At 56.7% G+C, this 23924-nt stretch carries 17 protein-coding genes; 6 read left to right on the top strand and 11 right to left on the bottom strand.

Annotation, left to right across the window (positions count from 1 at the left end; translation table 11 throughout):
* Positions 1-121: 121 nt before the first annotated feature.
* From argH to argC, 3 genes are all read right to left on the bottom strand, one after another.
* Positions 122-1495, bottom strand: a complete 1374-nt coding sequence (argH, locus tag ACOTX3_RS20230) for an argininosuccinate lyase (RefSeq protein WP_020686924.1) — start codon at positions 1493-1495, stop codon at positions 122-124.
* Positions 1496-1569: 74 nt separating this feature from the next.
* Complete coding sequence (argB, locus tag ACOTX3_RS20225; protein WP_020686923.1) at positions 1570-2346, bottom strand: acetylglutamate kinase; 777 nt, start codon at positions 2344-2346, stop codon at positions 1570-1572.
* Between the two features lie 6 nt (positions 2347-2352).
* Complete coding sequence (argC, locus tag ACOTX3_RS20220; protein WP_058679178.1) at positions 2353-3357, bottom strand: N-acetyl-gamma-glutamyl-phosphate reductase; 1005 nt, start codon at positions 3355-3357, stop codon at positions 2353-2355.
* A gap of 88 nt (positions 3358-3445) precedes the next feature.
* Here argC and argE point away from each other — a divergent pair, with 88 nt between their 5' ends.
* From argE to ACOTX3_RS20205, 3 genes are all read left to right on the top strand, one after another.
* Positions 3446-4597: an acetylornithine deacetylase gene (gene argE / locus ACOTX3_RS20215; RefSeq protein ID WP_013099301.1), complete on the top strand. Its 1152-nt coding sequence runs from the start codon at positions 3446-3448 to the stop codon at positions 4595-4597.
* 271 nt (positions 4598-4868) lie between these two features.
* Complete coding sequence (ppc, locus tag ACOTX3_RS20210; protein WP_013099302.1) at positions 4869-7520, top strand: phosphoenolpyruvate carboxylase; 2652 nt, start codon at positions 4869-4871, stop codon at positions 7518-7520.
* Between the two features lie 94 nt (positions 7521-7614).
* Positions 7615-8463, top strand: a complete 849-nt coding sequence (locus ACOTX3_RS20205; protein WP_029882884.1) for an AraC family transcriptional regulator — start codon at positions 7615-7617, stop codon at positions 8461-8463.
* On the opposite strand, the gene ACOTX3_RS20200 is transcribed toward ACOTX3_RS20205, so the two are convergent.
* The 5 genes from ACOTX3_RS20200 to ACOTX3_RS20180 are packed head-to-tail and all read right to left on the bottom strand — an operon-like array spanning position 8450 to position 13412.
* The gene (locus tag ACOTX3_RS20200) at positions 8450-8806 is read right to left on the bottom strand and encodes a PTS fructose-like transporter subunit IIB (protein ID WP_029882885.1); all 357 of its coding nucleotides are present in this window, start codon (positions 8804-8806) and stop codon (positions 8450-8452) included. The genes ACOTX3_RS20205 and ACOTX3_RS20200 overlap by 14 nt on opposite strands.
* Positions 8807-8808: 2 nt before the next feature.
* A complete protein-coding gene (locus ACOTX3_RS20195) occupies positions 8809-9684 on the bottom strand; it encodes a [formate-C-acetyltransferase]-activating enzyme (protein WP_058679177.1) in 876 nt (291 codons plus the stop codon).
* Complete coding sequence (locus ACOTX3_RS20190; protein ID WP_047351639.1) at positions 9650-11944, bottom strand: formate C-acetyltransferase; 2295 nt, start codon at positions 11942-11944, stop codon at positions 9650-9652. Before ACOTX3_RS20190 ends, ACOTX3_RS20195 begins: the two co-directional genes overlap by 35 nt.
* A gap of 53 nt (positions 11945-11997) precedes the next feature.
* On the bottom strand, positions 11998-12318 hold the full coding sequence (locus ACOTX3_RS20185; protein WP_029882888.1) for a PTS fructose-like transporter subunit IIB: 321 nt from the start codon (positions 12316-12318) through the stop codon (positions 11998-12000).
* 14 nt (positions 12319-12332) lie between these two features.
* On the bottom strand, positions 12333-13412 hold the full coding sequence (locus tag ACOTX3_RS20180) for a PTS fructose transporter subunit EIIC (RefSeq protein ID WP_020686915.1): 1080 nt from the start codon (positions 13410-13412) through the stop codon (positions 12333-12335).
* A 302-nt stretch (positions 13413-13714) separates the two neighbouring features.
* Between ACOTX3_RS20180 and ptsP the strand changes: the two genes are divergently transcribed.
* From ptsP to gldA, 3 genes are read left to right on the top strand one after another with little or no spacing between them, the layout of a single operon-like run.
* Positions 13715-16216, top strand: a complete 2502-nt coding sequence (gene ptsP / locus ACOTX3_RS20175) for a phosphoenolpyruvate--protein phosphotransferase (RefSeq protein ID WP_057072179.1) — start codon at positions 13715-13717, stop codon at positions 16214-16216.
* Positions 16217-16230: 14 nt separating this feature from the next.
* On the top strand, positions 16231-16893 hold the full coding sequence (gene fsa, locus ACOTX3_RS20170; RefSeq protein ID WP_057072178.1) for a fructose-6-phosphate aldolase: 663 nt from the start codon (positions 16231-16233) through the stop codon (positions 16891-16893).
* Positions 16894-16905: 12 nt separating this feature from the next.
* On the top strand, positions 16906-18009 hold the full coding sequence (gldA, locus tag ACOTX3_RS20165; RefSeq protein ID WP_013099305.1) for a bifunctional L-1,2-propanediol dehydrogenase/glycerol dehydrogenase: 1104 nt from the start codon (positions 16906-16908) through the stop codon (positions 18007-18009).
* Between the two features lie 39 nt (positions 18010-18048).
* Here gldA and katG read toward each other — a convergent pair whose 3' ends face one another.
* The 3 genes from katG to ACOTX3_RS20150 all read right to left on the bottom strand — a co-directional run bounded on the left by katG (position 18049) and on the right by ACOTX3_RS20150 (position 23922).
* Positions 18049-20229, bottom strand: a complete 2181-nt coding sequence (gene katG, locus ACOTX3_RS20160; protein ID WP_040020301.1) for a catalase/peroxidase HPI — start codon at positions 20227-20229, stop codon at positions 18049-18051.
* Between the two features lie 147 nt (positions 20230-20376).
* Positions 20377-21264: a methylenetetrahydrofolate reductase gene (metF, locus tag ACOTX3_RS20155; protein WP_013099307.1), complete on the bottom strand. Its 888-nt coding sequence runs from the start codon at positions 21262-21264 to the stop codon at positions 20377-20379.
* A gap of 225 nt (positions 21265-21489) precedes the next feature.
* A complete protein-coding gene (locus ACOTX3_RS20150; protein ID WP_029882892.1) occupies positions 21490-23922 on the bottom strand; it encodes a bifunctional aspartate kinase/homoserine dehydrogenase II in 2433 nt (810 codons plus the stop codon).
* Positions 23923-23924: the final 2 nt, after the last annotated feature.

The following is a 23924-nucleotide window of genomic DNA, read 5'->3' as shown; positions in this document are numbered from 1 at the left end:
TCCATAAACGGGTTCTTATGCCTTAGTTGTAAGTGTCTACCATGTCCCCGAACAAGTGTTCACTATGTCCCCGGACCGTACAGTGGGAGAGGGCCGGGGTGAGGGCACCAGCCCGCACAAATCAAACCAACCGGTTTTTTGCGTCCGCAATCGCCTGCGCCACCTGCTTCGGCGACACACCGCCTTTCGCCGCACGCTTATCCAGGCATGACTGCAACGAGAGAATCGGGTACACATCCTCCCCAATAACCGCACTGAATTTCTGCAGGTCGGCAAGCGCCAGCTCTTCCAGCGGTTTCCCCTGACGAATCGCTTCCACTACCGCTTCGCCCACAATGTGGTGCGCTTCACGGAACGGTACGCCTTTCGCCACCAGGTAATCCGCCAGTTCGGTCGCATTTGCATAACCCTGCTGCGCCGCTTCCTGACAACGAGAACGTTTCACCTGAATGCCGTCCAGCACCAGCGCACCCATATGCAGGCAGTCCAGCCAGGTGTCGAGCGCGTCGAACAGCCCTTCTTTGTCTTCCTGCATATCTTTGTTGTACGCCAGCGGCAGCCCTTTCAGGGTCATCATCATGCCGGTCAGTGCGCCCTGTACGCGGCCACACTTCCCGCGGATCAGCTCCAGCGCATCCGGGTTTTTCTTCTGCGGCATCAGGGAAGAGCCGGACGTCACACGGTCAGACAACTCCACAAATCCGGCTTCGCCAGAGTTAAAGAAGATCAGGTCTTCGGCAAAGCGTGACAGGTGGACCATCCCGATAGAAGCATTCGACAGCAGTTCCAGCACGTGGTCACGGTCAGAGACGCTGTCCAGACTGTTACGGGTGGCAGACGCAAAGCCCAGCCAGCCTGCCAGCTGCTCGCGGTCAATTTCATATGCCGTACCCGCCAGCGCACCGCTGCCCAGCGGGCTGACGTCCAGGCGCTTCAGGGTATCCTGCAGGCGGCTTTCGTCACGCGCCAGCATCTCGACATAGGCCAGACACCAGTGCGCAAAGGTCACCGGCTGCGCGCGCTGCAAATGGGTATAACCCGGCATCACCGCGTCCTGGTTGTTCTGTGCCGTTTCCACCAGCGCGCTCTGCAGCTGACGGTTAGCCGCCAGCAGCTCCGCGACGGTATCTTTACACCACAGCTTCAGATCGGTCGCGACCTGGTCGTTACGGCTACGGCCGGTGTGCAGCTTTTTACCCAGCTGGCCAACTTTGTCGATCAGTTTGCCTTCTACCCAGCTGTGAATATCTTCGGCATCGCTTTGCAGAATTTGCTGCGGATCCAGACGCACTTCTTCCAGCAGATTATTGAGCGCCTCTTCCAGCTGCTGCTGCTCCTCTGCGGTCAGCACGCCCACCGTCACCAGCGCTTTGGACCAGGCCACAGAACCGACGATATCCTGTTCGGCCAGGCGGTAGTCGAAGCGCAAAGAGTCGTTGAACTGTTTGAACCGTTGATCCGCTGCCTGTGTAAAACGCCCACCCCAAAGTGCCATAACATCGTTCCTTTATTCGTTAGTTCCGCCGGGTGGCGCTGCGCTTACCCAGCCTACGGTCATTCATTAATAACTTACGCTAAAATACGCGTGCCAATTGGCGTGCCGTTAAACAGCGCCGGAAGCTGCTCCGCGTGACGCCAGGAGGCGATATCCACCGGTCGACCGAGCGTACGGGCGGCATCCAGCGCGGCATTCACTTTGACGATCATCCCGTCGGTAATAATGCCCTGGGCGATTAGCTGTTCGGCTTTTGCCGCGGTCATTTCCGCAATGCGCTGGCCTTTGCCGTCCAGAATACCGCTCACATCGGAGAGCAGGATCAGGTCCGCGCCCAGCGTTGCCGCCAGTGCCGTCGCCGCCTGGTCCGCATTCACGTTCATCAGCTCACCCTCTTCGGTCACCCCGATAGAGCTCACCACCGGCAGGAAACCGCCTTCCAGCAGCGTGTTAATCAGCTTAGGCGAACCTGGCTGCGCCAGTCCAACGTGGCCGAGTTCTTCATCGAGCTGGGTCACTTTTACGCTGTCACCGTCGCCCAGATAGAGGCCAACGGAGGCAATGTGGTGTTTCTTCGCCCAGGACAACAGAGTCTTATTCGCCGTACCTGCCAGCGCACCGGTGATGATGTCAATCTGGTCGGCAGGCGTCACGCGCAGGCCGTTTTTCTTTTTCACCGGCAGGTTGAGCCCTTTCATCAGCTCATCCACTACGCAGCCGCCGCCGTGCACAATCACCAGCGGACGCTGGTGTGATTCGCGATAGTTAACCAGCGCGGTAAACAGACGCTCCAGCGCTTCTTCGCTGTCCAGCAGTACACCACCGAGTTTGATAATTAATGGGTTCATCATCACACCTTAAATAAGAGCCTGCGTTTCCGGGAAACCGAAACGAATATTTGCACACTGCATTGCCTGAGCGGCAGCGCCTTTGAGTAAGTTATCTTCTGCTGCCACCACGATCAGATGCTCGCCCTGCACGGCATAGCCGATGTCGCAGAACGGCAGGCCAACCACGTTTTTCAGCGCGGGCACGCCTTTGTCGTAGAGACGCACCAGCGGTTTATCCGCATACGCCTGAGTAAAGGCCTCGCTCACCTGGTCTTTGGTCACGCCCGGTTTCAGGCGGCAGGTAATGGTTTCGAGGATCCCACGCGGGAAGCTGCCCAGGTGCGGCGTAAAGATGACATTGGCCCCCAGATGGGTAGTGATTTCCGGATGATGGCGGTGATTAAACACGCCATACGGCTGCAGGCTGACTTCACAGAAGCTGTTAGAAATAGCAGCCTTGCGTCCGGCACCGCTGACACCACTGGTGGCGTTGATCACCGGCCACTGGTTCAGATCCAGCAGGCCTGCGTCGATCAGCGGCTTCAGAGAAAGCTGTGCGGCCGTCGGGTAGCAGCCCGGCACGGCAATCAGATCCGCTTCTTTCAGCTTGTCTGCGCTCCACTCCGCCAGCCCATACACGGCTTTTGCAAGCAGGTCCGGGTGCTGATGGGTAAAGCCATAATATTTTTCATAGAACGCGCCGTCGTTAACACGGAACGCGCCGGAGAGGTCGAACACCACGCAACCGGCCGCCAGGAATTGCGGCGCCAGGTGGTGACTGACCTCGTGCGCGGTGGCCAAAAACACCACGTCGACGCCGTCAGTGAACTCGCTGATGTCAGACATTGGCTGCAGTGGCAAGTCGACAATGCCCAAAAGCCACGGATGCAAATCGGAAATTAACTTTCCTGCATCATTGCTTTGCGCTGACACGGTCAAAGCGGTTATGGTCATATGTGGATGGCGATTCACGTAGCTTACAAGCTCTGCGCCCGCATAACCGCTAGCGCCTACAATCAGCGTATTCAACATCGGGTTCCTTTATGCTCAACGTTAATGTATTTTTATTCACATTTATTGCATGAATATTGATACTATCACGACCTAAGGTGTGTCAACAATGAAAATGAACTTACCGCCATTTATCGAGATTTACCGCGCCCTGATTGCCACACCCTCCATCAGCGCGACCGAAGAAGCGCTGGATCAGAGCAATGAGTCTTTAATCAATCTGCTGGCGGGTTGGTTTAGCGATCTTGGCTTTAACGTTGAGGTTCAGCCTGTTCCCGGAACACGCCATAAATTTAACCTGCTCGCCAGTACCGGACACGGCGCAGGCGGACTGCTGCTGGCCGGTCATACCGACACGGTGCCGTTTGACGATGGCCGCTGGACCCGCGACCCGTTTACCCTGACCGAGCATGACAACAAGCTTTACGGCCTTGGCACCGCCGACATGAAAGGCTTCTTCGCTTTTATCCTTGACGCGCTGCGTGACGTGGACGTGACAAAACTGAAAAAGCCGCTCTACATTCTGGCGACCGCCGATGAAGAGACCAGCATGGCGGGGGCGCGTTACTTCTCAGAAAACACATCGATTCGCCCGGATTGCGCCATCATCGGTGAGCCAACGTCATTACAACCGATCCGTGCGCATAAAGGCCATATTTCCACGGCAGTGCGCGTGATGGGCCAGTCTGGCCACTCCAGCGATCCGGCGCGTGGCGTGAACGCCATTGAACTGATGCACGACGCCATCGGCCGCATCATGACTCTGCGCGACGAACTGAAAGAGCGGTATCACTACGATGCCTTCACCGTGCCGTATCCGACCCTGAACCTCGGGAGCCTGCACGGTGGCGATGCCTCTAACCGTATCTGCGCCTGCTGTGAGCTGCACATGGATATCCGTCCGCTGCCGGGCATGACGCTAAGCGATCTCGACGGCTTGCTGACCGAAGCGCTGGCCCCGGTGAGTGAACGCTGGCCTGGCCGCCTGACGGTGTCTGAACTGCATCCACCGATCCCGGGTTATGAATGTCCACCGGATCATCAGCTGGTTGAAGTGGTGGAAAAACTGCTCGGCGAGAAAACCGACGTGGTGAACTACTGCACCGAAGCGCCGTTTATTCAGACGCTGTGCCCGACGCTGGTACTTGGCCCAGGCTCCATCAACCAGGCGCACCAGCCGGATGAATACCTGGAAACCCGCTTCATCAAGCCCACCCGCGAACTGATTACCCAGGTCGTGCATCACTTCTGCTGGCATTAAAACCGCACCGATCAGTTCCCTCTCCCGGTGGGAGAGGGTTAGGGTGAGGGCAACAAATCCCGCGATCTCCGTCACATTCCCATAAGCATCTCTTATCTGACGCAATGCGAATTAAATTTCGTAAATTGCCCGCATTTATTCGTTTGCTGAACCGTTTTCGCAGCAATTGACGACGGGGGTTTTACGTGGCTTTATAAAGGGAGATGACAAAATAATGTCCAGAAGATTTTCGCATGGGCATAAACAAAAATGATGGGGTGACTGGGTTTTTATGAACGAACAATATTCCGCGTTGCGTAGTAATGTCAGTATGCTCGGCAAAGTGCTTGGAGATACCATCAAAGATGCGTTGGGGGAAAACATCCTCGACCGCGTTGAAACCATCCGCAAGCTGTCTAAATCTTCCCGTGCCGGTAACGAAGCGAGTCGTCAGGAGCTGCTCACCACCTTGCAGAACCTCTCTAACGATGAGCTGCTGCCCGTTGCACGCGCATTCAGCCAGTTCCTGAACCTGGCAAACACGGCTGAGCAATACCATAGCATTTCGCCAAACGGCGAAGCTGCCAGCAACCCGGAAGTCATTGCCCGTACGCTTCGTAAACTCAAAGACCAGCCAAACCTCAACGAAGCCACCATTAAAAAAGCGGTGGAGTCCCTTTCGCTGGAGCTGGTGCTAACCGCCCACCCAACCGAAATCACCCGTCGTACCCTGATCCACAAAATGGTCGAAGTGAACAACTGTCTGAAGCAGTTGGATAACAAAGACATTGCCGACTACGAACGTAACCAGCTGATGCGCCGTCTGCGCCAGCTGATTGCGCAGTCCTGGCACACCGATGAAATTCGTAAGCATCGCCCAAGCCCGGTAGACGAGGCCAAATGGGGCTTTGCGGTGGTGGAAAATAGCCTGTGGGAAGGGGTGCCGAACTACCTGCGTGAGCTGAACGAACAGCTGGAAGCAAACCTGGGCTACCGCCTGCCGGTAGATTTTGTCCCGGTACGCTTTACCTCCTGGATGGGCGGTGACCGCGACGGTAACCCGAACGTGACGGCAGAAATCACCCGCCACGTGCTGCTGCTGAGCCGCTGGAAAGCCACCGATCTGTTCCTGAAAGACATTCAGGTGCTGATCTCCGAGCTGTCGATGGTGGAAGCAACGCCAGAACTGCGCGCGCTGGCCGGTGAAGAAGGTGCCAGCGAGCCGTATCGTTTCCTGATGAAAAAACTGCGTAGCCAGCTGATGGCGACCCAGGCCTGGCTGGAAGCACGCCTGAAAGGCCAGCGCCTGCCGAAGCCGGAAGGTCTGCTGAGCCAGAACGAACAGCTCTGGGAACCGCTATACGCTTGCTATAAATCGCTGCAGGCCTGCGGGATGGGCATCATCGCCAATGGCGAACTGCTCGACACCCTGCGCCGCGTGAAGTGTTTTGGCGTGCCGCTGGTGCGTATCGACGTGCGTCAGGAGAGCACCCGCCATACCGAAGCGCTGGGCGAACTGACCCGTTATCTTGGCATTGGCGACTACGAAAGCTGGTCTGAAGCCGACAAACAGGCCTTCCTGATCCGCGAGCTGAACTCCAAGCGTCCTCTGCTGCCGCGCAACTGGGAGCCAAGCAACGAAACCCGCGAAGTGCTCAACACCTGTAAAGCGATCGTGGATGCGCCAAAAGGATCGGTCGCCGCCTATGTGATCTCGATGGCGAAAACCCCGTCCGACGTGCTGGCCGTTCACCTGCTGCTGAAAGAAGCCGGTATCGACTATGCCCTGCCGGTCGCCCCGCTGTTTGAAACCCTCGACGACCTGAACAACGCCAATGATGTAATGACCCAGCTGCTGAACATCGACTGGTATCGCGGCTTTATTCAGGGCAAACAGATGGTGATGATCGGCTATTCCGACTCCGCAAAAGATGCGGGCGTGATGGCGGCATCCTGGGCGCAGTATCAGGCGCAGGACGCGCTGATCAAAACCTGCGAGAAAGCCGGTATTGAGCTGACGCTGTTCCACGGTCGCGGTGGCTCCATTGGCCGTGGCGGTGCGCCTGCGCACGCGGCGCTGCTCTCTCAGCCGCCGGGAAGCCTGAAAGGCGGCCTGCGCGTGACCGAACAGGGCGAGATGATCCGCTTCAAATACGGCCTGCCGGAAGTGACCATCAGCAGCCTGTCGCTCTATACCAGTGCGATTCTCGAAGCAAACCTGTTGCCACCGCCGGAGCCGAAAGAATCCTGGTGTCGCATTATGGATGAGCTGTCTGACATTTCGTGCGACCTGTACCGCGGCTACGTGCGTGAAAACAAAGACTTCGTACCTTACTTCCGCTCTGCTACGCCAGAGCAGGAGTTGGGCAAACTGCCGCTGGGTTCACGTCCGGCTAAGCGTCGTCCGACCGGCGGCGTGGAGTCTCTGCGTGCAATCCCGTGGATCTTCGCCTGGACGCAGAACCGTCTGATGCTGCCAGCCTGGCTGGGTGCCGGTGCGGCGCTGCAGAAAGTGGTGGAAGATGGCAAACAGAACGAACTGGAAACCATGTGCCGCGACTGGCCATTCTTCTCTACCCGTCTGGGTATGCTGGAGATGGTCTTCTCGAAAGCTGACCTGTGGCTGGCGGAATACTACGATCAGCGCCTGGTGAAACCAGAGCTGTGGGCGCTGGGTAAAGAGCTGCGCGAACTGCTGGAAGGCGACATCAAAGTGGTGCTGGATATCGCCAACGACTCCCATCTGATGGCCGATCTGCCGTGGATTGCCGAGTCTATCCAGCTGCGTAACATCTATACCGACCCACTGAACGTCCTGCAGGCGGAGCTGCTGCACCGTTCGCGTCTGGCGGAAGAGGAAGGTAAAGATCCGGATCCACGCGTTGAACAAGCGCTGATGGTGACAATTGCGGGCGTTGCAGCGGGTATGCGTAACACCGGCTAATGCTCACAGCCCGGCGGCGCTTCGCTTGCCGGGCCTACGACAGGTAGGCCGGGTAAGCGTCAGCGCCACCCGGCAATACCTCGGTATTTACACCATGCAGCATGATATTACCCACATCCTGACTGACCTGATTAGCGGTACGATGCCGCTGCGTCAGGTTCATTTCGCCAACCCCGCCCTCTGCGCACCCGAACTCGCCCTGCAGGTTGATTTCCCCCGTCTGGAGATCGTGCTCGAAGGCTCGGTGAAAGACCAGGCGGCTTGCGTATTACAGCAGGGTGATGTTTTATACGTTCCGGCGGGAGGCTGGAACGATCCGCAATGGCAAACGCCCGCGACAACGCTGAGCATCCTGTTTGGTAAACAGCAGCTTGGATTTAGTCTTTTACACTGGAACGGCGTGGATGCTCGTAATCTTGCAAAACAGCACGTCGCCCGTCGGGGGCCACGCATCGGATCCTTCCTGTTACAGACGCTTCATGAAATGCAGATGCAGCCGCACGAGCAGCAAACAGCGCGACTGATTGTTGCCAGCCTGCTTAGCCACTGCGTCGATTTGTTGGGTAGCCAGATCCAGACCGCCTCCCGAAGTCAGGCGCTGTTTGAAGCTATTCGCGTTTATATCGATGAACATTATGCGACCCCGCTTACCCGGGAATCCGTAGCGCAGGCGTTTTACATCTCTCCGAACTATTTATCGCATCTTTTTCAGAAAACCGGCGCGGTAGGTTTTAATGAGTACCTGACCCACACGCGGCTGGAGCACGCGCGTCAGTTGCTGAAAGGGTATGACTTAAAGGTAAAAGAAGTGGCGCATGCCTGCGGTTTTGTCGACAGTAACTATTTCTGCCGTTTATTCCGTAAAAACACGGAGCGCTCGCCGTCGGAATACCGTCGTCAGTATCACAGCCAGCTAATCGGAAAAGCGGCTAATCCAGAATGACCTGCGTATGCTGCGGTGCGGATACCATTTTTCGTACCGCTGCCATGACCTTTTGCGGGTCCCGCAGGAAAGCATTAATGCCGCATTTCACATAGCGGGCGGATTCGAAGCGTTCGTTGCCCGCCAGCTCAATATCCGTGATAAGTAATACGACATCGGCGCGGCGGATATCGTCCTCCGTCAGCTCACTTTCAATGCCTAACGCCCCTTGCGTCTCAATGCGCACTGACCATTTCTCCTGCTGGCAAATCCGCTCCAGCCGTTCTGCGGCCATGTACGTATGCGCCACGCCGCTCACGCACGCGGTTACCGCCACCAGATGACGCCCTGCTATTACTGTCATTTTTAACCTCCAATGGTGACATGAAACCCTTTATCTTCGGCCATACGGCGCATTGCCGCGACCTCGTCAGCTGTCGGAGGACTCACCTCCCGCATCGACCATTGTTGCCCAAGCAGACGGTATTTTGGTTCACCATAAGAGTGAAACGGTAATAAATGCAGCTGCCGTATCCCTGAAGGTAATAAAAATGCCAGCACGCTCACCATGTTGGCGTCAGTTAGCGTATAGCCCGGAATAAGCGGCACACGGGGGATGACGTTTATGCCTTCGGCCACCAGCTGCGTATGGTTTTCCATCACCCTGGGAAGATTTACTGCCGTCACCGAACGTGCCTGCTCAGGATCCATAATCTTCAGGTCAAACAGTACTTCATCACACTGGCGTGCCAGCGGCAGCAATCGGGACAGGGGCGCATCTCCCGCAGTCTCAATAGCGGTATGAATACCGTAGCGGCGCAAACGCTTAAGCAGCTGCGTCGCAAAGGGTGCCTGCATTAATACTTCCCCGCCTGACAGCGTCACCCCGCCTCCCGATGAGCGAAAGAAGACGTCATCCTTCATCACTTCGCGTTCCAGCTCGTCCAGCGTCACGTCGCGTCCGATGCGTTCAAACGCGCCGGACGGGCACTCGTCCGCATCACGCAGGCAGGGAGCGCAGTGCAAACATTTGCTCTCCCGGCGAACCGTCTCTATTTTCGGCGAGATCGACTCAGGATTGGCGCACCACGGGCAACGGTGAGGACAGCCTTTGAAGAAGACTACCGTGCGAATACCTGCTCCGTCGTTCAACGAATAACGCTGAATATTGAAAATACGCGCTACGTCGGCGCGTGTTTCAACAACGTCACAGCTGATGCGCGGTCCGACGGATAATGTCATCCTGGATCTCCTTCGACAGCTCAACAAAGAAGGCGCTGTAGCCGGCAACGCGTACCACCAGCCCGGCAAAATCCTGAGGACGCCGTTGCGCCTCACGCAGGGTTTCCGCGTTGACCACGTTGAACTGGATATGCTGTAACTTAAGCTGCGTAAACGCACGGAGGAAGTCCGCCAGCTTCTGCAACCCGGCATCGCCTTCCAGCGTGGCGGGGGTGAATTTAACGTTTAGCAGCGTACCGTTAGATAACAGATAGTTATCCAGCTTGCTCACCGACTTCAACACAGCCGTCGGCCCCTGCATATCCTGGCCGAGCATCGGAGAAAGCCCTCCATCCGCCAGCTGTTCGCCCGCCAGGCGGCCATCGGGCGTAGCCCCCACGACCGCGCCAAGCGGCACATGGGCGGAGACGGTATACGAGCCAGGCGTGAAGATTCCACCACGCGGATTGCGGTATTTTTCGACCTCTTTACAATAATGGCGCAGCAGTTCCGCACTGATATTGTCGACATCGTCGATATCATTACCGTATTTCTCAAAGCGATTGATCAGCCGCGCGCGCACCTTTTCGCCCTCCGGGGTGGCAAAATTCGCTTTTAACACCGCCAGCAGCTCGTCAAAACTTAAGCGCTGCTGTTCAAACACCAGCCCTTTCAGGGCGTGAAGCGAGTCGCTCAAATTAGCAATACCAATCCCCTGCACGCCGGAGAAGTTATAGCGCGCGCCACCGTCAGTAATGTCTTTCCCCGTTTCCAGACAGTCGCTGATAAAGGAGGAGAGCAACGGCACAGGCGCCCAGTCGCGATGGCCGATATCGCAAATGTTGCTTCCTTCCACCATCAGTGCAATGTAGTGATTAATCCTGGCGCGTATATGTTCAATTAACCCCTCGTACGTCAGCCCGCTATTACCTTCGTTCTCCTGCATGGCGATTTCCATTACCTTCAGCAGGTTAAACATGGCGATATCATGCAGGCCGTAAGTTTTCCCTGGAATCGACAGTTCAACGCAGCCGACAACCGCATAGTCACGCGCATCTTCCAGCGACACGCCGCGATTCAAAAAGGCAGGTACTATCACTTCATCGTTAAAAATCTGTGGAATGCCGGTGCCCAGCCGAATAGTCTCCGCTGTTTTCAGCAGGAAAGGCCGGTCGATCAGTTCGTTTACCCGTACGCCGAGGTTAGGCTGGGGAAGCTGAACGCTCTGGTAGGCATCCAAACACAGGAACGAAAGCACGTTCACCGCGCTACGCCCGTTTTCCGTCAGGCCACCCAGCAGCGCGGTATACCCGGTCGGGAACCCTGCAAAATAACGGGCGCTGCTGGTCGAGCGCAAGAGCACCACATCGTTACACTTCACCCATAGCGACTCCAGCAACTCTTTCAGAAACGCTGGATCGTCTCCCTGCGTTAACGAGGCCTGATAAAACGGCAGCATATACTGGTCAAAACGCCCGATGGAGAGCGAACTGGCGTTAGATTCGTACTGCAAAATGACGTTCATGTACCAGAACAGCTGACACGCCTGCCAGAAGGTTTGCGGCTTATGCTGTGCGTTGTGTCGCGAGATGTCGGCCATTGCCAGCAATTCTTCGCGGCGAGTAGCATCGCTGCTCTGAGCCAGTTCTTCAGCGAGCGCCGCATAACGCAGAATATGGCGCTGGGACGCTTCGAGCAGAATGAGCGCCGCTGCATAGAACGTGTTTTGCGTATCACGAGCGCAGCGTTCACGCATTTCCGCCACCAGCGGGCCCAGCCCGTTATTAAGCAGGCGAGGATAATCAATAATGATATGCCCCTGCCCTTTATCCGTTTGGTTGACGCTAAAAATCTGCGTCCCTACGGCGGCCTTCACCTCCTCCGTCATCTGGCTGTTGATGAAATCCTTCATCGACCGGTTTTCCCAATAGGGATACAGCACCTCACGGTAGGTCTGCTTATCCTCATCGCTGATTTCAAAGCGATCCTGCGGACGGGTGGCGAACTGGTCCAGTTCCTTAAGCAACCAGTAGGGATCCATCTCCGGTGACATAATGCCTGCACGCGGCTTAACGGTGCGGTTTCCGGCAATCAGTTCTTCATCACGAATCGCGATTTCCACATGGTCGAGAATGTGCGCCGTTGCTTTCGCGCGACGGAGAATAACCGGTTCGCCTTCCGTCTGTTGATGGCTGGCTGTATAGAGCAGCGCACGTTCAAGCGAGATCTCGCGAGGGTTGGCAAAGAGCGCATTTTTCAAACGCGGTATACGATTCGTCATGAGGGAACTCCTGTAACGGAAAAAACCAGCCCGCCCCGAAGGGCGGGAGAGCATCAGGCGGTTTGCGCCAGGTGGGCATCGATTTTGTTCATGATGGCGTCGGCACGTTTTACCGCGTCGCTGATATTGACGCGCACGATGGTTTTCCCGGCAAAACGCTCTTCGAATTTAATGCCGATATCTTTAGTCAGGATCACCATATCTGCTGCGGCGATATCCTCTGCCGTCAGTTCGTTCTCAAGACCAATCGACCCCTGCGTTTCTACCTTCACTTCCCAGCCTTTCGCTTTTGCGGCGCTTTCCAGCGCTTCGGCAGCCATATAGGTATGGGCAACGCCAGACGGACATGCGGTTACTGCGATAATTCGGGCCATGTTCTCTTCCTCACTCAGTTAATTTCGAAATCCAGATCCAGGTCATCCTCTTTTTCCTCGACCTGCTTTGTGTTCTTTCGGGCAATACGCTTTAGCACGTTGACGCTGACCGCCGTCACCACTGCACCCACGGCAACCGCCGCGATATAGCCGAGCTTGCCGTCCACCACGGGAAGCACAATTAACCCGCCCCATCCGGCATAGCATTGCGCGCCCATAACCGCAGCCGTGACCGCGCCGCAGGCGGAGCCCAACATAATGGAAGGAATCACACGTAGCGGGTCCGCTGCGGCAAACGGAATCGCTCCCTCGGTGACACCCACGCAGCCCATCACCAGCGCCGCTTTACCTGCTTCACGTTCTTCACCGGTAAAATTCTTACGGCCGATAAGCGTTGCCAGGCCTAACCCCAGCGGCGGTATGCAAATAGCCACGGCGGCAATTGCAACGACGGTATAGACGCCTTGCGCAACGCAAATCAGCATGAAGGCATACGCCACTTTATTGACCGGGCCGCCCATGTCGAACGCCAGCATGAGACCGATAATAATGGCGAGTACCACAATGCTGCCCTGCTGCATGCCTTGCAGCCACTGGGTGAGACCGGTAGTAAGCGCGCCTACAGGCTCGCCCAGTCCCCACATCATGATGCCTGCGGTAATAAACGTGCCGATAATCGGGATGATGAAGATAGGCATAACGGAACGCAGCACTTTCGGCACGGGCAGCTTTTTCAGATACCAGACGACAATGCCACCGAAAATCCCGGCGATAATTGCGCCAAAGAACCCTGCACCGAAGCTGTTGCCCACCCAGGCGGCAATAGCACAGGGAGCAAGCGCGGCGCGTTCTGCAATGGAATAACCAATATAGGCGGCGAGGAATGGCACCATCAGTGTTAAACCCGCCACACCGATGTCAAAGAGCTTTTTCAGATTGGGATCGGTTGCGGCATCGGGCACCGCACCTTTGCCGTATAGCATGACCGAAACCGCCAGCAGAATGCCGCCCGAGACCACAAACGGGATCATGTGCGACACCCCTGTCATCAGATGCTGTCGCGTGTTCTTGAGAATATGCACCAACGCTTTCATATGCCGCTCCAGGCCTTTATCCACAAAGATGTTGTGGCAAACAATAGGCAATCAGGAAGACGGCGGACAGGAGACAAAAAGGCCATTTACTGGATTTTTGTAATATCGGAATGAAAATGCGATCCGCCTCGACATTTCTCATCGACTTCGCATTACGCAAACGGTCACAACTTGTGAGTGAAATCTCAATTTTAAGGTGACATTACATTTGTCCAGTTTTTGGCAGTTTTGTCACATGGCGCGCCTCATCATCACGCTCGTATGCTGTTCCGCATAATTGACGATTAGTTTCAGGAGTGTGTATGGCTCTGGTAGTGGAATTTACCTGTGAATTGCCCAACGGCGTTCACGCGCGTCCTGCAAGTCATGTAGAAACGCTGTGCAACACGTTTATCTCGCAAATTGAGTGGCATAACCTGCGTACGGATCGTAAAGGCGACGCCAAAAGCGCGCTGGCGCTGATTGGTACCGATACGCTGGCAGGCGATGCCTGCCGCCTGGTGATAAACGGTGAAGACGAGCAGCATGCCCGGCAGCGGCTGGAGCTGTGGCTAAGAGAGGAGTTTCCGCATTGCGACGCGCCGCTTGAAGGGGTAATCAGCACGGAGCTGGATCCGTTGCCGGAATCGCTGACACGCCTGAACCCGACGCTGTTTCGCGCCACTCCGGTATGCAGCGGCAGCGCACGCGGCATCCTGACGTTACAGTCCTCGCTGGACCTCAACGCCCTGACCGATTTACCCGACGCGCAAAGCGTTGAAGCCGAGCAGTCGGCGCTGGATAACGGCCTGACGCAGCTGGTCAAACACATTGAGCTGCGCGCGCTGGACAGCGACAGTACTGCCAGCGCTATTCTTGAAGCCCACCGCTCGCTGGCTACAGATACCTCGCTGCGTCAGCACCTCCTGTCAGGGGTCAGCCAGGGTCTAAGCTGCGCCCAGGCCATCATCGCCACGGCGAACCATTTCTGCGACACGTTCTCCCGTTCCAGCAGCACCTATTTGCAGGAGCGGGTGCTCGACGTGCGCGACATCTGCTACCAGCTTTTACAACATATCTATGGTGAAGCGCGTTTCCCGGCTCACGGCCAGCTGACGCAGCCGAGCATCTGCCTTGCTGACGATCTGACTCCCGGTCAGTTTCTTGAACTCGATAAAACGCAGCTTAAAGGACTGCTGCTGAAAAGTGGCGGCACCACCTCGCATACCGTGATCCTCGCGCGTTCGTTCAATATTCCGACGCTGGTTGGCGTCAACAGTGAAAGCCTGCTGCAATGGCGCAATCAGCCTGTATTTGTGGACGGCAATGCCGGTGCGGTGGTCGTCAATGGCAGCGACGCCGTAGCGCGTTACTATCAGCAGGAAGCGCGCGTCCAGCAGGCGATACGCGAGCAACAACGCGTCTGGCTTGACCGTGAAGCCAGAACCGCCGACGGCCTGCGGGTAGAAATTGCCGCCAATATTGCCCACGCGGTGGAGGCCCAGGCAGCATTTGGAAATGGTGCCGAAGGCGTGGGCCTGTTCCGCACGGAAATGCTCTATATGGATCGTGCCAGCGCACCCGGCGAAAACGAGTTATACAACATTTTCTGTCAGGCACTGGAAAGTGCAAATAGCCGTAGCATTATTGTGCGTACTATGGATATCGGCGGCGACAAGCCGGTGGAGTACTTGAATATTCCAGCTGAGAACAATCCCTTCCTCGGCTACCGTGCCGTACGCATATATGAAGAGTATTCTTCGCTGTTCACGACCCAGCTTCGGGCGATCCTTCGCGCTTCTGCCCACGGAAACCTTAAAATCATGATCCCGATGATCTCCTCCATGGAGGAGATCCTGTGGGTAAAAGAGAAGCTCGCCGACGCGAAGCAACAGCTCCGGGCTGAACATATTCCGTTTGATGAGAAAATCCCACTCGGCATTATGCTGGAAGTCCCCTCGGTGATGTTCATCATCGATCAGTGCTGCGAAGAGATTGATTTCTTTAGCATCGGCAGCAATGACCTGACACAGTATCTGCTTGCCGTCGACCGCGACAACGCCAAAGTCACGCGCCATTACAACAGCCTGAACCCCGCCTTCCTGCGGGCGCTGGACTACGCGGTGCAGGCCGTTCACCGTCAGGGTAAGTGGATTGGCCTCTGCGGTGAGTTAGGCGCGAAAGGGTCGGTGCTGCCGCTGCTGGTGGGGCTGGGGCTGGACGAACTGAGCATGGGCTCCCCTGCCATTCCTGCCACCAAAGCACGCCTTGCGCAGCTTGATAGCCGCGCCTGTCGCCAGCTGTTGAACCAGGCCATGGCGTGTCGCACCTCGCTTGAAGTAGAACATCTGCTCGCCCAGTTCCGTATGAATCAGCAGGATACGCCACTGGTGACGCCACGCTGTATTTCTCTGGATAACGACTGGAACAGTAAAGAAGAGGTCATGAAAGGCATGACCGATAACCTTTTGCTCGCCGGGCGATGCCGCTATCCGCGCAAGCTGGAAGCCGATTTATGGGCACGCGAAGCCGTATTTTCCACCGGGTTGGGTTTTGGATTCGCCATTCCACACAGCAAATCAGAACACATTGAGCAATCCACTATCAGCGTCGCACGCCTGAAAGCGCCCGTTATGTGGGATGACGAGGAGGCGCAATTCATCATCATGCTGACGCTGAATAAACACGCTGCTGGCGACCAGCATATGCGTATTTTCTCCCGCCTGGCCCGTCGCATCATGCATAACGATTTTCGCAGTGCTCTGGTTAATGCCAGTTCCCAGGAGGCTATCGCTTCCCTGCTGCAACACGAATTAGAACTCTAAAACGAGGAAAAATAATGGAACTGTATCTGGATACCGCCAACGTGGCAGAAGTAGAACGCCTTGCGCGCGTTTTCCCCCTTGCAGGCGTCACCACCAATCCGAGCATCATTGCCGCCAGCCGTGAGTCAATCTGGGAGGTGCTGCCGCGCCTGCAAAACGCCATTGGACCGAAAGGCAGGCTATTCGCCCAGACAATGAGCCGCGACGCAGAAGGCATGGTGGCCGAAGCCAGACGCCTGAGCAATGCTATCCCGGATATCGTGGTGAAAATCCCGGTCACCGCCCAGGGGCTTATCGCCATTAAGGCGCTAAAAACAGCGGGCATCACTACGCTGGGTACCGCCGTGTACAGCGCCGCGCAAGGCCTGCTGGCCGCGCTGGCCGGGGCAAAATATGTCGCGCCATACGTAAACCGCGTGGATGCCCAGGGCGGGGACGGTATTCGCATGGTTCAGGAGCTGCAATCCCTGCTGGAACAGCATGCACCGGAGAGCAAGGTGCTGGCAGCCAGCTTCAAAACCCCACGCCAGGCGCTGGACTGCCTGCTCGCCGGATGTGAAGCAATCACGCTTCCCTTAGATATAGCGCAACAAATGCTCGGCACGCCGGCGGTAGAGTCAGCAATAGAGAAGTTCGAGCAGGACTGGAAAAACGCGTTTGGTAACCTCAACCTCTAAGGGAGATATGTTATGGACCGTATCATTCAATCGCCGGGGAAATATATCCAGGGCGCTGATGTTCTCACCCGTCTCGGCGACTATCTGAAACCTCTGGCTACACGCTGGCTGGTTGTTGGCGATAAATTTGTGCTGGGTTTTGCCGAAGAGACCCTGCGCCAGAGTTTTAAAAATGCAGAGCTACATGCAGAAATCGCGCCGTTTGGCGGCGAATGTTCGCAGAATGAGATCGATCGTCTGAAAAAACTGGCCGACAGTGCGGACTGCATGGCGGTGCTGGGTATTGGCGGCGGTAAAACGCTGGATACCGCCAAAGCGCTGGCACATTTTATGGACGTGCCGGTCGCTATCGCCCCGACTATCGCCTCCACCGATGCCCCATGCAGCGCCCTTTCTGTGATTTATACCGACAGCGGCGAATTTGAACGCTATCTGATGCTGCCGCATAACCCCAATATGGTGATTGTCGACACCAAAGTGGTGGCTGGTGCGCCGCCGCGTCTGCTGGCCGCCGGAATTGGCGATGCCCTTGCCACCTGGTTTGAAGCACGCGCCTGCTCGCGCAGCGGCGCCACGACCATGGCGGGCGGCAAGTGCACGCAGGCCGCGTTAGCGCTGGCCGAGCTGTGCTACAACACGCTGATTGAAGAGGGCGAAAAAGCGATGCTGGCCGCCGAGCAGCACGTCGTCACCCCCGCGCTGGAACGCATTATCGAAGCCAATACCTATCTGAGCGGCGTAGGGTTTGAAAGCGGCGGGCTGGCGGCAGCGCATGCCATTCACAACGGGATGACGGCAGTGCCGGATGCGCATCACTTCTATCACGGTGAAAAAGTGGCGTTTGGTACGCTGACGCAACTGGTGCTGGAAAACGCGCCGGTTGAGGAGATCGAAACCGTCGCGGCGCTTTGCCACAGCGTTGGATTGCCGATCACGCTGGCGCAGCTGAACATCAAAGAAGACATTCCGGCCAAAATGCGCCTGATTGCCGAAGCGTCTTGCGCTGAGGGAGAGACCATTCACAACATGCCGGGTGGCGTATCGCCGGATCAGGTTTACGCGGCACTGCTGGTTGCCGACCAGTATGGACAGCGTTTCCTGCAGGAGTGGGAGTAATAAAAAAGCCGGGTGCGCTACGCGTACCCGGCTCAATGATTATTTCACGTCAAATCGGTCCAGATCCATCACCTTCGCCCACGCCGCAACGAAGTCGCGAACGAACTTCTCGTGAGCATCACTGCTGGCGTACACCTCTGCCAGCGCGCGAAGGACAGCGTTAGAGCCGAAGACCAGGTCAGCGCGAGTGGCGGTGTATTTCACTTCACCGCTGGTGCGATCGCTTCCGGCAAACAGCTCGTTCGATTCATCGGTCGCCTTCCACTGGGTGTTCATATCCAGCAGATTCACGAAGAAGTCAGTGCTCAGCACGCCTTCGCGGTTGGTGAACACACCATTTTTACTGCCGTCGAAGTTTGCACCCAGTACGCGCAGGCCGCCGATCAGCACCGTCATTTCTGGTGCGGTTAACGTCAACTGCTGGGCTTTATCAATCAGCAGCGATTCGGTGGTGGAAACATCAACCTGCGCACGATAGTTACGGAAACCGTCAGCAATCGGTTCAAGCAGGTTAAACATATCGATATCCGTCTGATCCTGACGTGCATCCACACGGCCCGGCGTGAACGGTACGGTGACGTAAACGCCAGCCGCTTTCGCCGCCTGCTCAACGCCTACCACACCCGCGAGCACGATAATATCGGCCAGTGAGGCTTTATTGGTGGTGCGCTGAATAGCTTCCAGAGCAGGCAATGCACGTACGGCTGCGGCGTTAACATCCCAGTTGCGCTGAGGCGCAAGCGCCAGACGCGCACCGTTGGCACCGCCACGCTTGTCGCCGCCGCGGAAGGTTGAGGCTGACGCCCATGCCACGGAAATCAGTTCGCTCACGGAGAGCCCGGATGCTGCAATTTCCGCCTTCAGGCTCTCAATGTCCTCTTTGGTCGGATTGAATACTGCCTCCGGCAGCGGATCCTGCCAGATCAGATCTTCTTTCGGCACTTCCGGGCCAAGATAACGCGATTTTGGCCCCATATCGCGGTGGGTCAGTTTGAACCACGCGCGGGCGAAGGCTTCGTTGAAAGCCTGCGGATCGTTCAGGAAGCGACGGGAAATTTTTTCGAATTCCGGGTCAAAACGCAGCGTCAGGTCGGTAACCAGCATAGTCGGTTTGCGTTTTTTCGACGGGTCGAACGGGTCTGGCATGATCTCAGGCGCGTCCACGGCTTCAAACTGAATCGCACCGGCCGGGCTACGGGTTTGTACCCATTCGTATTTGAACAGGTTCTCGAAGAAGTAATTGCTCCACTGGGTCGGGGTTTGTGACCAGATGACTTCCAGACCGGAAGTAATGGCGTCAGCGCCAATACCGGTACCGTGCGTGCTGGCCCAGCCCAGGCCCTGCGCTTCAATCGGAGACGCTTCCGGGTCTGTGCCAACGTGCGTTGCTTCACCCGCACCATGAGTTTTACCGAGCGTATGCCCCCCGGCAATCAGCGCCACGGTCTCTTCGTCGTTCATTCCCATGTTACCGAAGGTGGCGCGAATGGCTGCCGCCGCGGACAGCGGTTCACCGCTGGCGTTTGGTCCTTCCGGGTTAACGTAGATCAGCCCCATTTCAGTGGCCGCCAGCGGACGTTTCGCCAGCGCTTCCGGGTCACGATGGGTCAGCCAGGCTTTTTCATCCCCCCAGTTAACGTCGAGATCCGGTTCCCAGACATCTTCACGCCCGGCACCAAAACCAAAGGTGCGGAAGCCGGAGTTTTCCAGCGCCACGTTACCCGCAAGAATAAACAGGTCGGCCCAGGAGATTTTTTGACCATATTTTTGCTTGATCGGCCACAGCAGACGGCGAGCTTTATCCAGACTGACGTTATCTGGCCAGGAGTTCAGCGGCGCAAAGCGCTGTTGACCGCGTCCGGCACCGCCGCGTCCGTCAACGGAGCGATAGGTTCCCGCACCGTGCCAGGCCATGCGAATAAACAGGCCCGCATAGCTGCCCCAGTCGGCAGGCCACCACGGTTGAGAGTCGGTTAAGAGTGCTTTGAGATCGCCCTTGAGGGCGGAGTAATCCAGCTTGCTAAATTCTTTGCGGTAGTCGAAGTCTTCACCCAGAGGGTTCGAACGATTGGAATGTTGGTTAAGAAGATCGATGCGGAGTTGTTTTGGCCACCAGTCGCGGCTGCCTGTACCAGCCCCCGCGCTGTGATCGACGCCGCCCTGGTGGAACGGGCATTTGCCGACTGATGCCGCTTTATTGCTCTCGTCTGACGTGCTCATCGCTATGCTCCCTTTTACAGTGTTACCGTTACGATATACACCACTAGCAATAAGATATAGTTGAATTAATCCACAGATTCGATAGCTAATACCTTTTAACTTTTAGCCAGACTAAAAAGCCCTCCATTCAGGAGGGCTTGATGTTTATTACGCCGGGCGAACACCGAGCGTATGACAAATGGCGTAGCTCATTTCCGCGCGGTTCAGCGTGTAGAAGTGGAAATCTTTTACCCCTTCCCGACTTAAAATTTTCACCATGTCCATTGCGATATTGGCACCCACCAGCTTGCGCGTTTCCGGATCATCGTCCAGCCCTTCGTACATTTTGGACATCCACAGCGGAATGCGTACGTTGGTCATATCGGCAAATTTCTTCGCCTGTTTGAAGTTAGAGACCGGCAGAATACCCGGGATGATTTCCACGTCGATACCCGCAGAAACGCAGCGGTCGCGGAAGCGCAAGTAGCTTTCCACATCAAAGAAGAACTGAGTAATGGCCCGGTTCGCACCGGCATCTACTTTACGCTTCAGGTTAAGGAGGTCGGCCTGAGCGCTTTTCGCTTCCGGATGCACTTCCGGGTACGCCGCCACGGAGATATCAAAATCGGCAACGTCTTTCAGCAGCGCGACCAGATCCGCCGCATACATTTCGGGCTTACCGCTACCCGGCGGCAGGTCGCCGCGCAGGGCGACGATATGCCGAATCCCGTTATTCCAGTAATCCTGGGCGATAGCACGCAGCTCGTCACCGGTGGCGTCGATACAGGTCAGATGCGGCGCCGCTTCCAGACCGGTTCTGTCTTTAATGCCTTTAATAATGCTGTGCGTACGGTCACGCTCGCCGGAGTTCGCGCCGTAGGTCACGGAGACAAATTTCGGTTTCAGGCTGCTCAGGCGATCGATAGAGCTCCAGAGGGTTTGCTCCATTTCACTGGTGCGCGGCGGGAAAAATTCAAAAGAGACGTTAATCTGGCCGTTTACTTCGGCCAGGCTCTGATTCAGGGCTTCCCGCTGGTTGGCGTGAAAAAAGCTCATACCTTACCTCTATCTTTCGCGTGTCGTTGTTTGTTGTGTTGTGAACTTCTATACGTTTAGACGTCCAGATGTAAAAATGACGGAAAAGCGGAGTGACGTCAACAGAAATAATCAACAATAACGGTGAGGAATGCTCAGGGAAGATGAAGGAAATTCATGATGGGGTGAGTGCGGTTGCTTGCCCTCACCCTGGCCCTCTCCCACCGGGAGAGGGAACATGCGGGATTACAGCAACTTAGCGAGACGATTGATGTCCGACTGGATCGCCCCGGCGGTGACATCGCGCCCTGCACCCGGGCCACGGATCACCAGTGGGTTATCGCGGTACCAGCGGCTTTCGATTGCAAAGACGTTATCGCACGGCAGCAGCGCCGCCAGAGGATGTTCAGGACGCACCGCCTCAACCCCCACACGCGCTTTACCGTTGGCCTCGAAACGCGCCACATAGCGCAGCACCAGCCCCATCTCGTTTGCGGCTTCCAGACGTTGCAGCATCTGCTCGTTCAGTTCATCACCGTTTTCAAAGAAGTGATCAATGGATCCTTCCTCGCAGCCTGCCGGCACCAGCGACTCGACGCGAACAGCGCCGGGTTCAATGTCATAACCGGCTTCACGCGCCAGGATCACCAGCTTACGCATCACATCTTTACCGGAAAGATCGACGCGGGGATCAGGTTCGGTTAGCCCCTGCTGCCACGCCTGATCCACCAGGTCAGTGAACGGTACGGTGCCATCAAACTGCAGGAACAGCCAGGAGAGCGTACCGGAGAAAATACCGCTCAGCGCCAGAATGCTGTCGCCGCTTTCAATCAGATCGCGCACGGTATGGTTAACCGGCAGACCCGCGCCTACGGTGGCGTTATAGAGCCAGTGACGACCGGTTTTTTCGAACGCATCGTGGATCTGACGGTACTTATCGGTGCTGCTTGCCCCCGCCAGTTTATTCGCACTGATGACGTGGAAACCGTGGCTGGCGAAATCAAGATACTGATCGGCAAGCTGTTCGCTGGCAGTAACGTCCAGCACCACCAGATCGTCATACGGGTGCGCGCGCATCCACAGGAACAGCGCCTCTTCGTCTTGTTCAACCGCTTCATCATTAAAGAAGGCAAGCGCGCGGCTGGCATCCAGCCCCTCGTAGTTCAACAGACTGCGGCGGCTGTCCACCACCCCGGCGAGGATAAATTCAAAGCCGGTACGTGCTGAGAGCGTGACCTGCTCGCGCGCGAACAGCTCCAGCCAGCGAGAACCGATGTTGCCTTTACCGAACAACACCAGGCCGATGCGTTTTTCCGCACGGAACAGAGAGGTATGCAGACCCTGAATCAGGCTCTCAGTTGGTCCTTTACGCAGGACGGCAACGAGGCTGATGCCCTCTTCCGACTGCCAGGTAAATTCAACCGGTTGCCCTTTCAGCTGTTGCCAGAAGCGGTGGCAGTGCAGTGGGTTACGGGTGACGCCCGCGCCCACCATCGCCACCAGCGCTAGCCCCTGACGCAGACGAAGCTCGCCCGGCAGGCCCGCTTCATCCAGAATTTTTAGCGCGCTGTCCGCCACTTCGGCGGTGTAGCAGAACTGCAGCAGTTGACGGTCGTTATGTACGCCAACCGCCAGCGGACGCACCTGAGCACGTTTGAGGATCGTGTCGATATCTTTATGCGCCAGTTTGAAGTCCTGGCCCGCCGGGACCTGGAACTCAATCAGGCAGATGTCGTCGTGGCTGGTGACAATACGCGCCCCCGTACCGGATGCCAGCACGCGTTCGATGCGCGTGGAGCCCTGATCCGGGGTGTAACTGCAGCGCAACTGCAAATCGATATCGCTGCCGGAAACCGGCTGCAGCGTACGCGCGTGCAGAACCGGCGCGGCCAGACGTGCCAGCTCGCTGGCTTCATCCAGGCGCAGCAGCGGCAGCAGGCAGGCGTCTTTCACCTTACGTGGATCAGCGCTGTAAACACCGGCGACGTCACTCCAGATGGTGACGCGGGACACGCCTGCCAGGGCACCGATTTGCGTCGCCGAGTAGTCAGAGCCGTTACGCCCCAACAGCACGGTTTCCCCGGCATTGCTGCGGCTGATAAAGCCGGTCACCACAATGCGTTTACCCGGATGCTGTACCAGCAACTGTTGCAGCAGCGGGTAGGATAGACCTTCGTCCACCTGTGGCTGTGCGGCGCGTTCGGCACGCAGGAAATCACGCGCGTCGAGCCAGGCAGCCTCAACGCCCAGATGTTGCAGCACGGCGGCCATCAGGCGCGCAGACCACACTTCACCGTGACCCACCACTTCGGCGTACACCGCATCGGTAATACCGCTGTCCAGCAGGGCGGCCAGACGCTCAAGGTCATGCGTAAAAGCGCTAATCAGCCCATCCGCCACGTCTGCGGGCAGCAAACCGGCAATCAGCTCGCTCTGGTAACGGCGTAAGGACTGTTGCACCTGATGCGCAGAGAGGCGATCGGTCTGGCTCAATTTCAGCCAGCTAATCAGCTGGTTGGTGGTGCTGCCCGCCGCGGAGACAACCATCATGTCACCCGGCTGTGAATACTCTGTCATGATCCCTGCAACGCGCAGGTAACACTTCACATCAGCAAGACTACTACCACCAAACTTGTGCAGTTGACGACCCTTCGCCCCTGCCTGCGCTATCACACTCATGA

It is taken from the genome of Enterobacter cloacae complex sp. IR5384, assembly GCF_049237265.1.
In the GTDB taxonomy this organism is placed as follows: Bacteria; Pseudomonadota; Gammaproteobacteria; order Enterobacterales; family Enterobacteriaceae; genus Enterobacter; species Enterobacter cloacae.
This window is presented reverse-complemented; position numbering and strand designations above follow the sequence as displayed.

Bases quoted from the DNA above. Each gene is read 5' to 3' on its own strand.
- ppc (WP_013099302.1), top strand. From the start codon at position 4,869: ATGAACGAACAATATTCCGCGTTGCGTAGTAATGTCAGTATGCTCGGC.
- ACOTX3_RS20195 (WP_058679177.1), bottom strand. From the start codon at position 9,684: ATGACATTATCCGTCGGACCGCGCATCAGCTGTGACGTTGTTGAAACA.
- gldA (WP_013099305.1), top strand. From the start codon at position 16,906: ATGGACCGTATCATTCAATCGCCGGGGAAATATATCCAGGGCGCTGAT.
- ACOTX3_RS20150 (WP_029882892.1), bottom strand. From the start codon at position 23,922: ATGAGTGTGATAGCGCAGGCAGGGGCGAAGGGTCGTCAACTGCACAAG.
- ACOTX3_RS20180 (WP_020686915.1), bottom strand. From the start codon at position 13,412: ATGAAAGCGTTGGTGCATATTCTCAAGAACACGCGACAGCATCTGATG.
- katG (WP_040020301.1), bottom strand. From the start codon at position 20,229: ATGAGCACGTCAGACGAGAGCAATAAAGCGGCATCAGTCGGCAAATGC.
- fsa (WP_057072178.1), top strand. From the start codon at position 16,231: ATGGAACTGTATCTGGATACCGCCAACGTGGCAGAAGTAGAACGCCTT.
- ACOTX3_RS20190 (WP_047351639.1), bottom strand. From the start codon at position 11,944: ATGACGAATCGTATACCGCGTTTGAAAAATGCGCTCTTTGCCAACCCT.
- argC (WP_058679178.1), bottom strand. From the start codon at position 3,357: ATGTTGAATACGCTGATTGTAGGCGCTAGCGGTTATGCGGGCGCAGAG.
- metF (WP_013099307.1), bottom strand. From the start codon at position 21,264: ATGAGCTTTTTTCACGCCAACCAGCGGGAAGCCCTGAATCAGAGCCTG.
- ACOTX3_RS20185 (WP_029882888.1), bottom strand. From the start codon at position 12,318: ATGGCCCGAATTATCGCAGTAACCGCATGTCCGTCTGGCGTTGCCCAT.
- argB (WP_020686923.1), bottom strand. From the start codon at position 2,346: ATGATGAACCCATTAATTATCAAACTCGGTGGTGTACTGCTGGACAGC.
- ptsP (WP_057072179.1), top strand. From the start codon at position 13,715: ATGGCTCTGGTAGTGGAATTTACCTGTGAATTGCCCAACGGCGTTCAC.
- ACOTX3_RS20200 (WP_029882885.1), bottom strand. From the start codon at position 8,806: ATGACAGTAATAGCAGGGCGTCATCTGGTGGCGGTAACCGCGTGCGTG.
- argE (WP_013099301.1), top strand. From the start codon at position 3,446: ATGAAAATGAACTTACCGCCATTTATCGAGATTTACCGCGCCCTGATT.
- argH (WP_020686924.1), bottom strand. From the start codon at position 1,495: ATGGCACTTTGGGGTGGGCGTTTTACACAGGCAGCGGATCAACGGTTC.
- ACOTX3_RS20205 (WP_029882884.1), top strand. From the start codon at position 7,615: ATGCAGCATGATATTACCCACATCCTGACTGACCTGATTAGCGGTACG.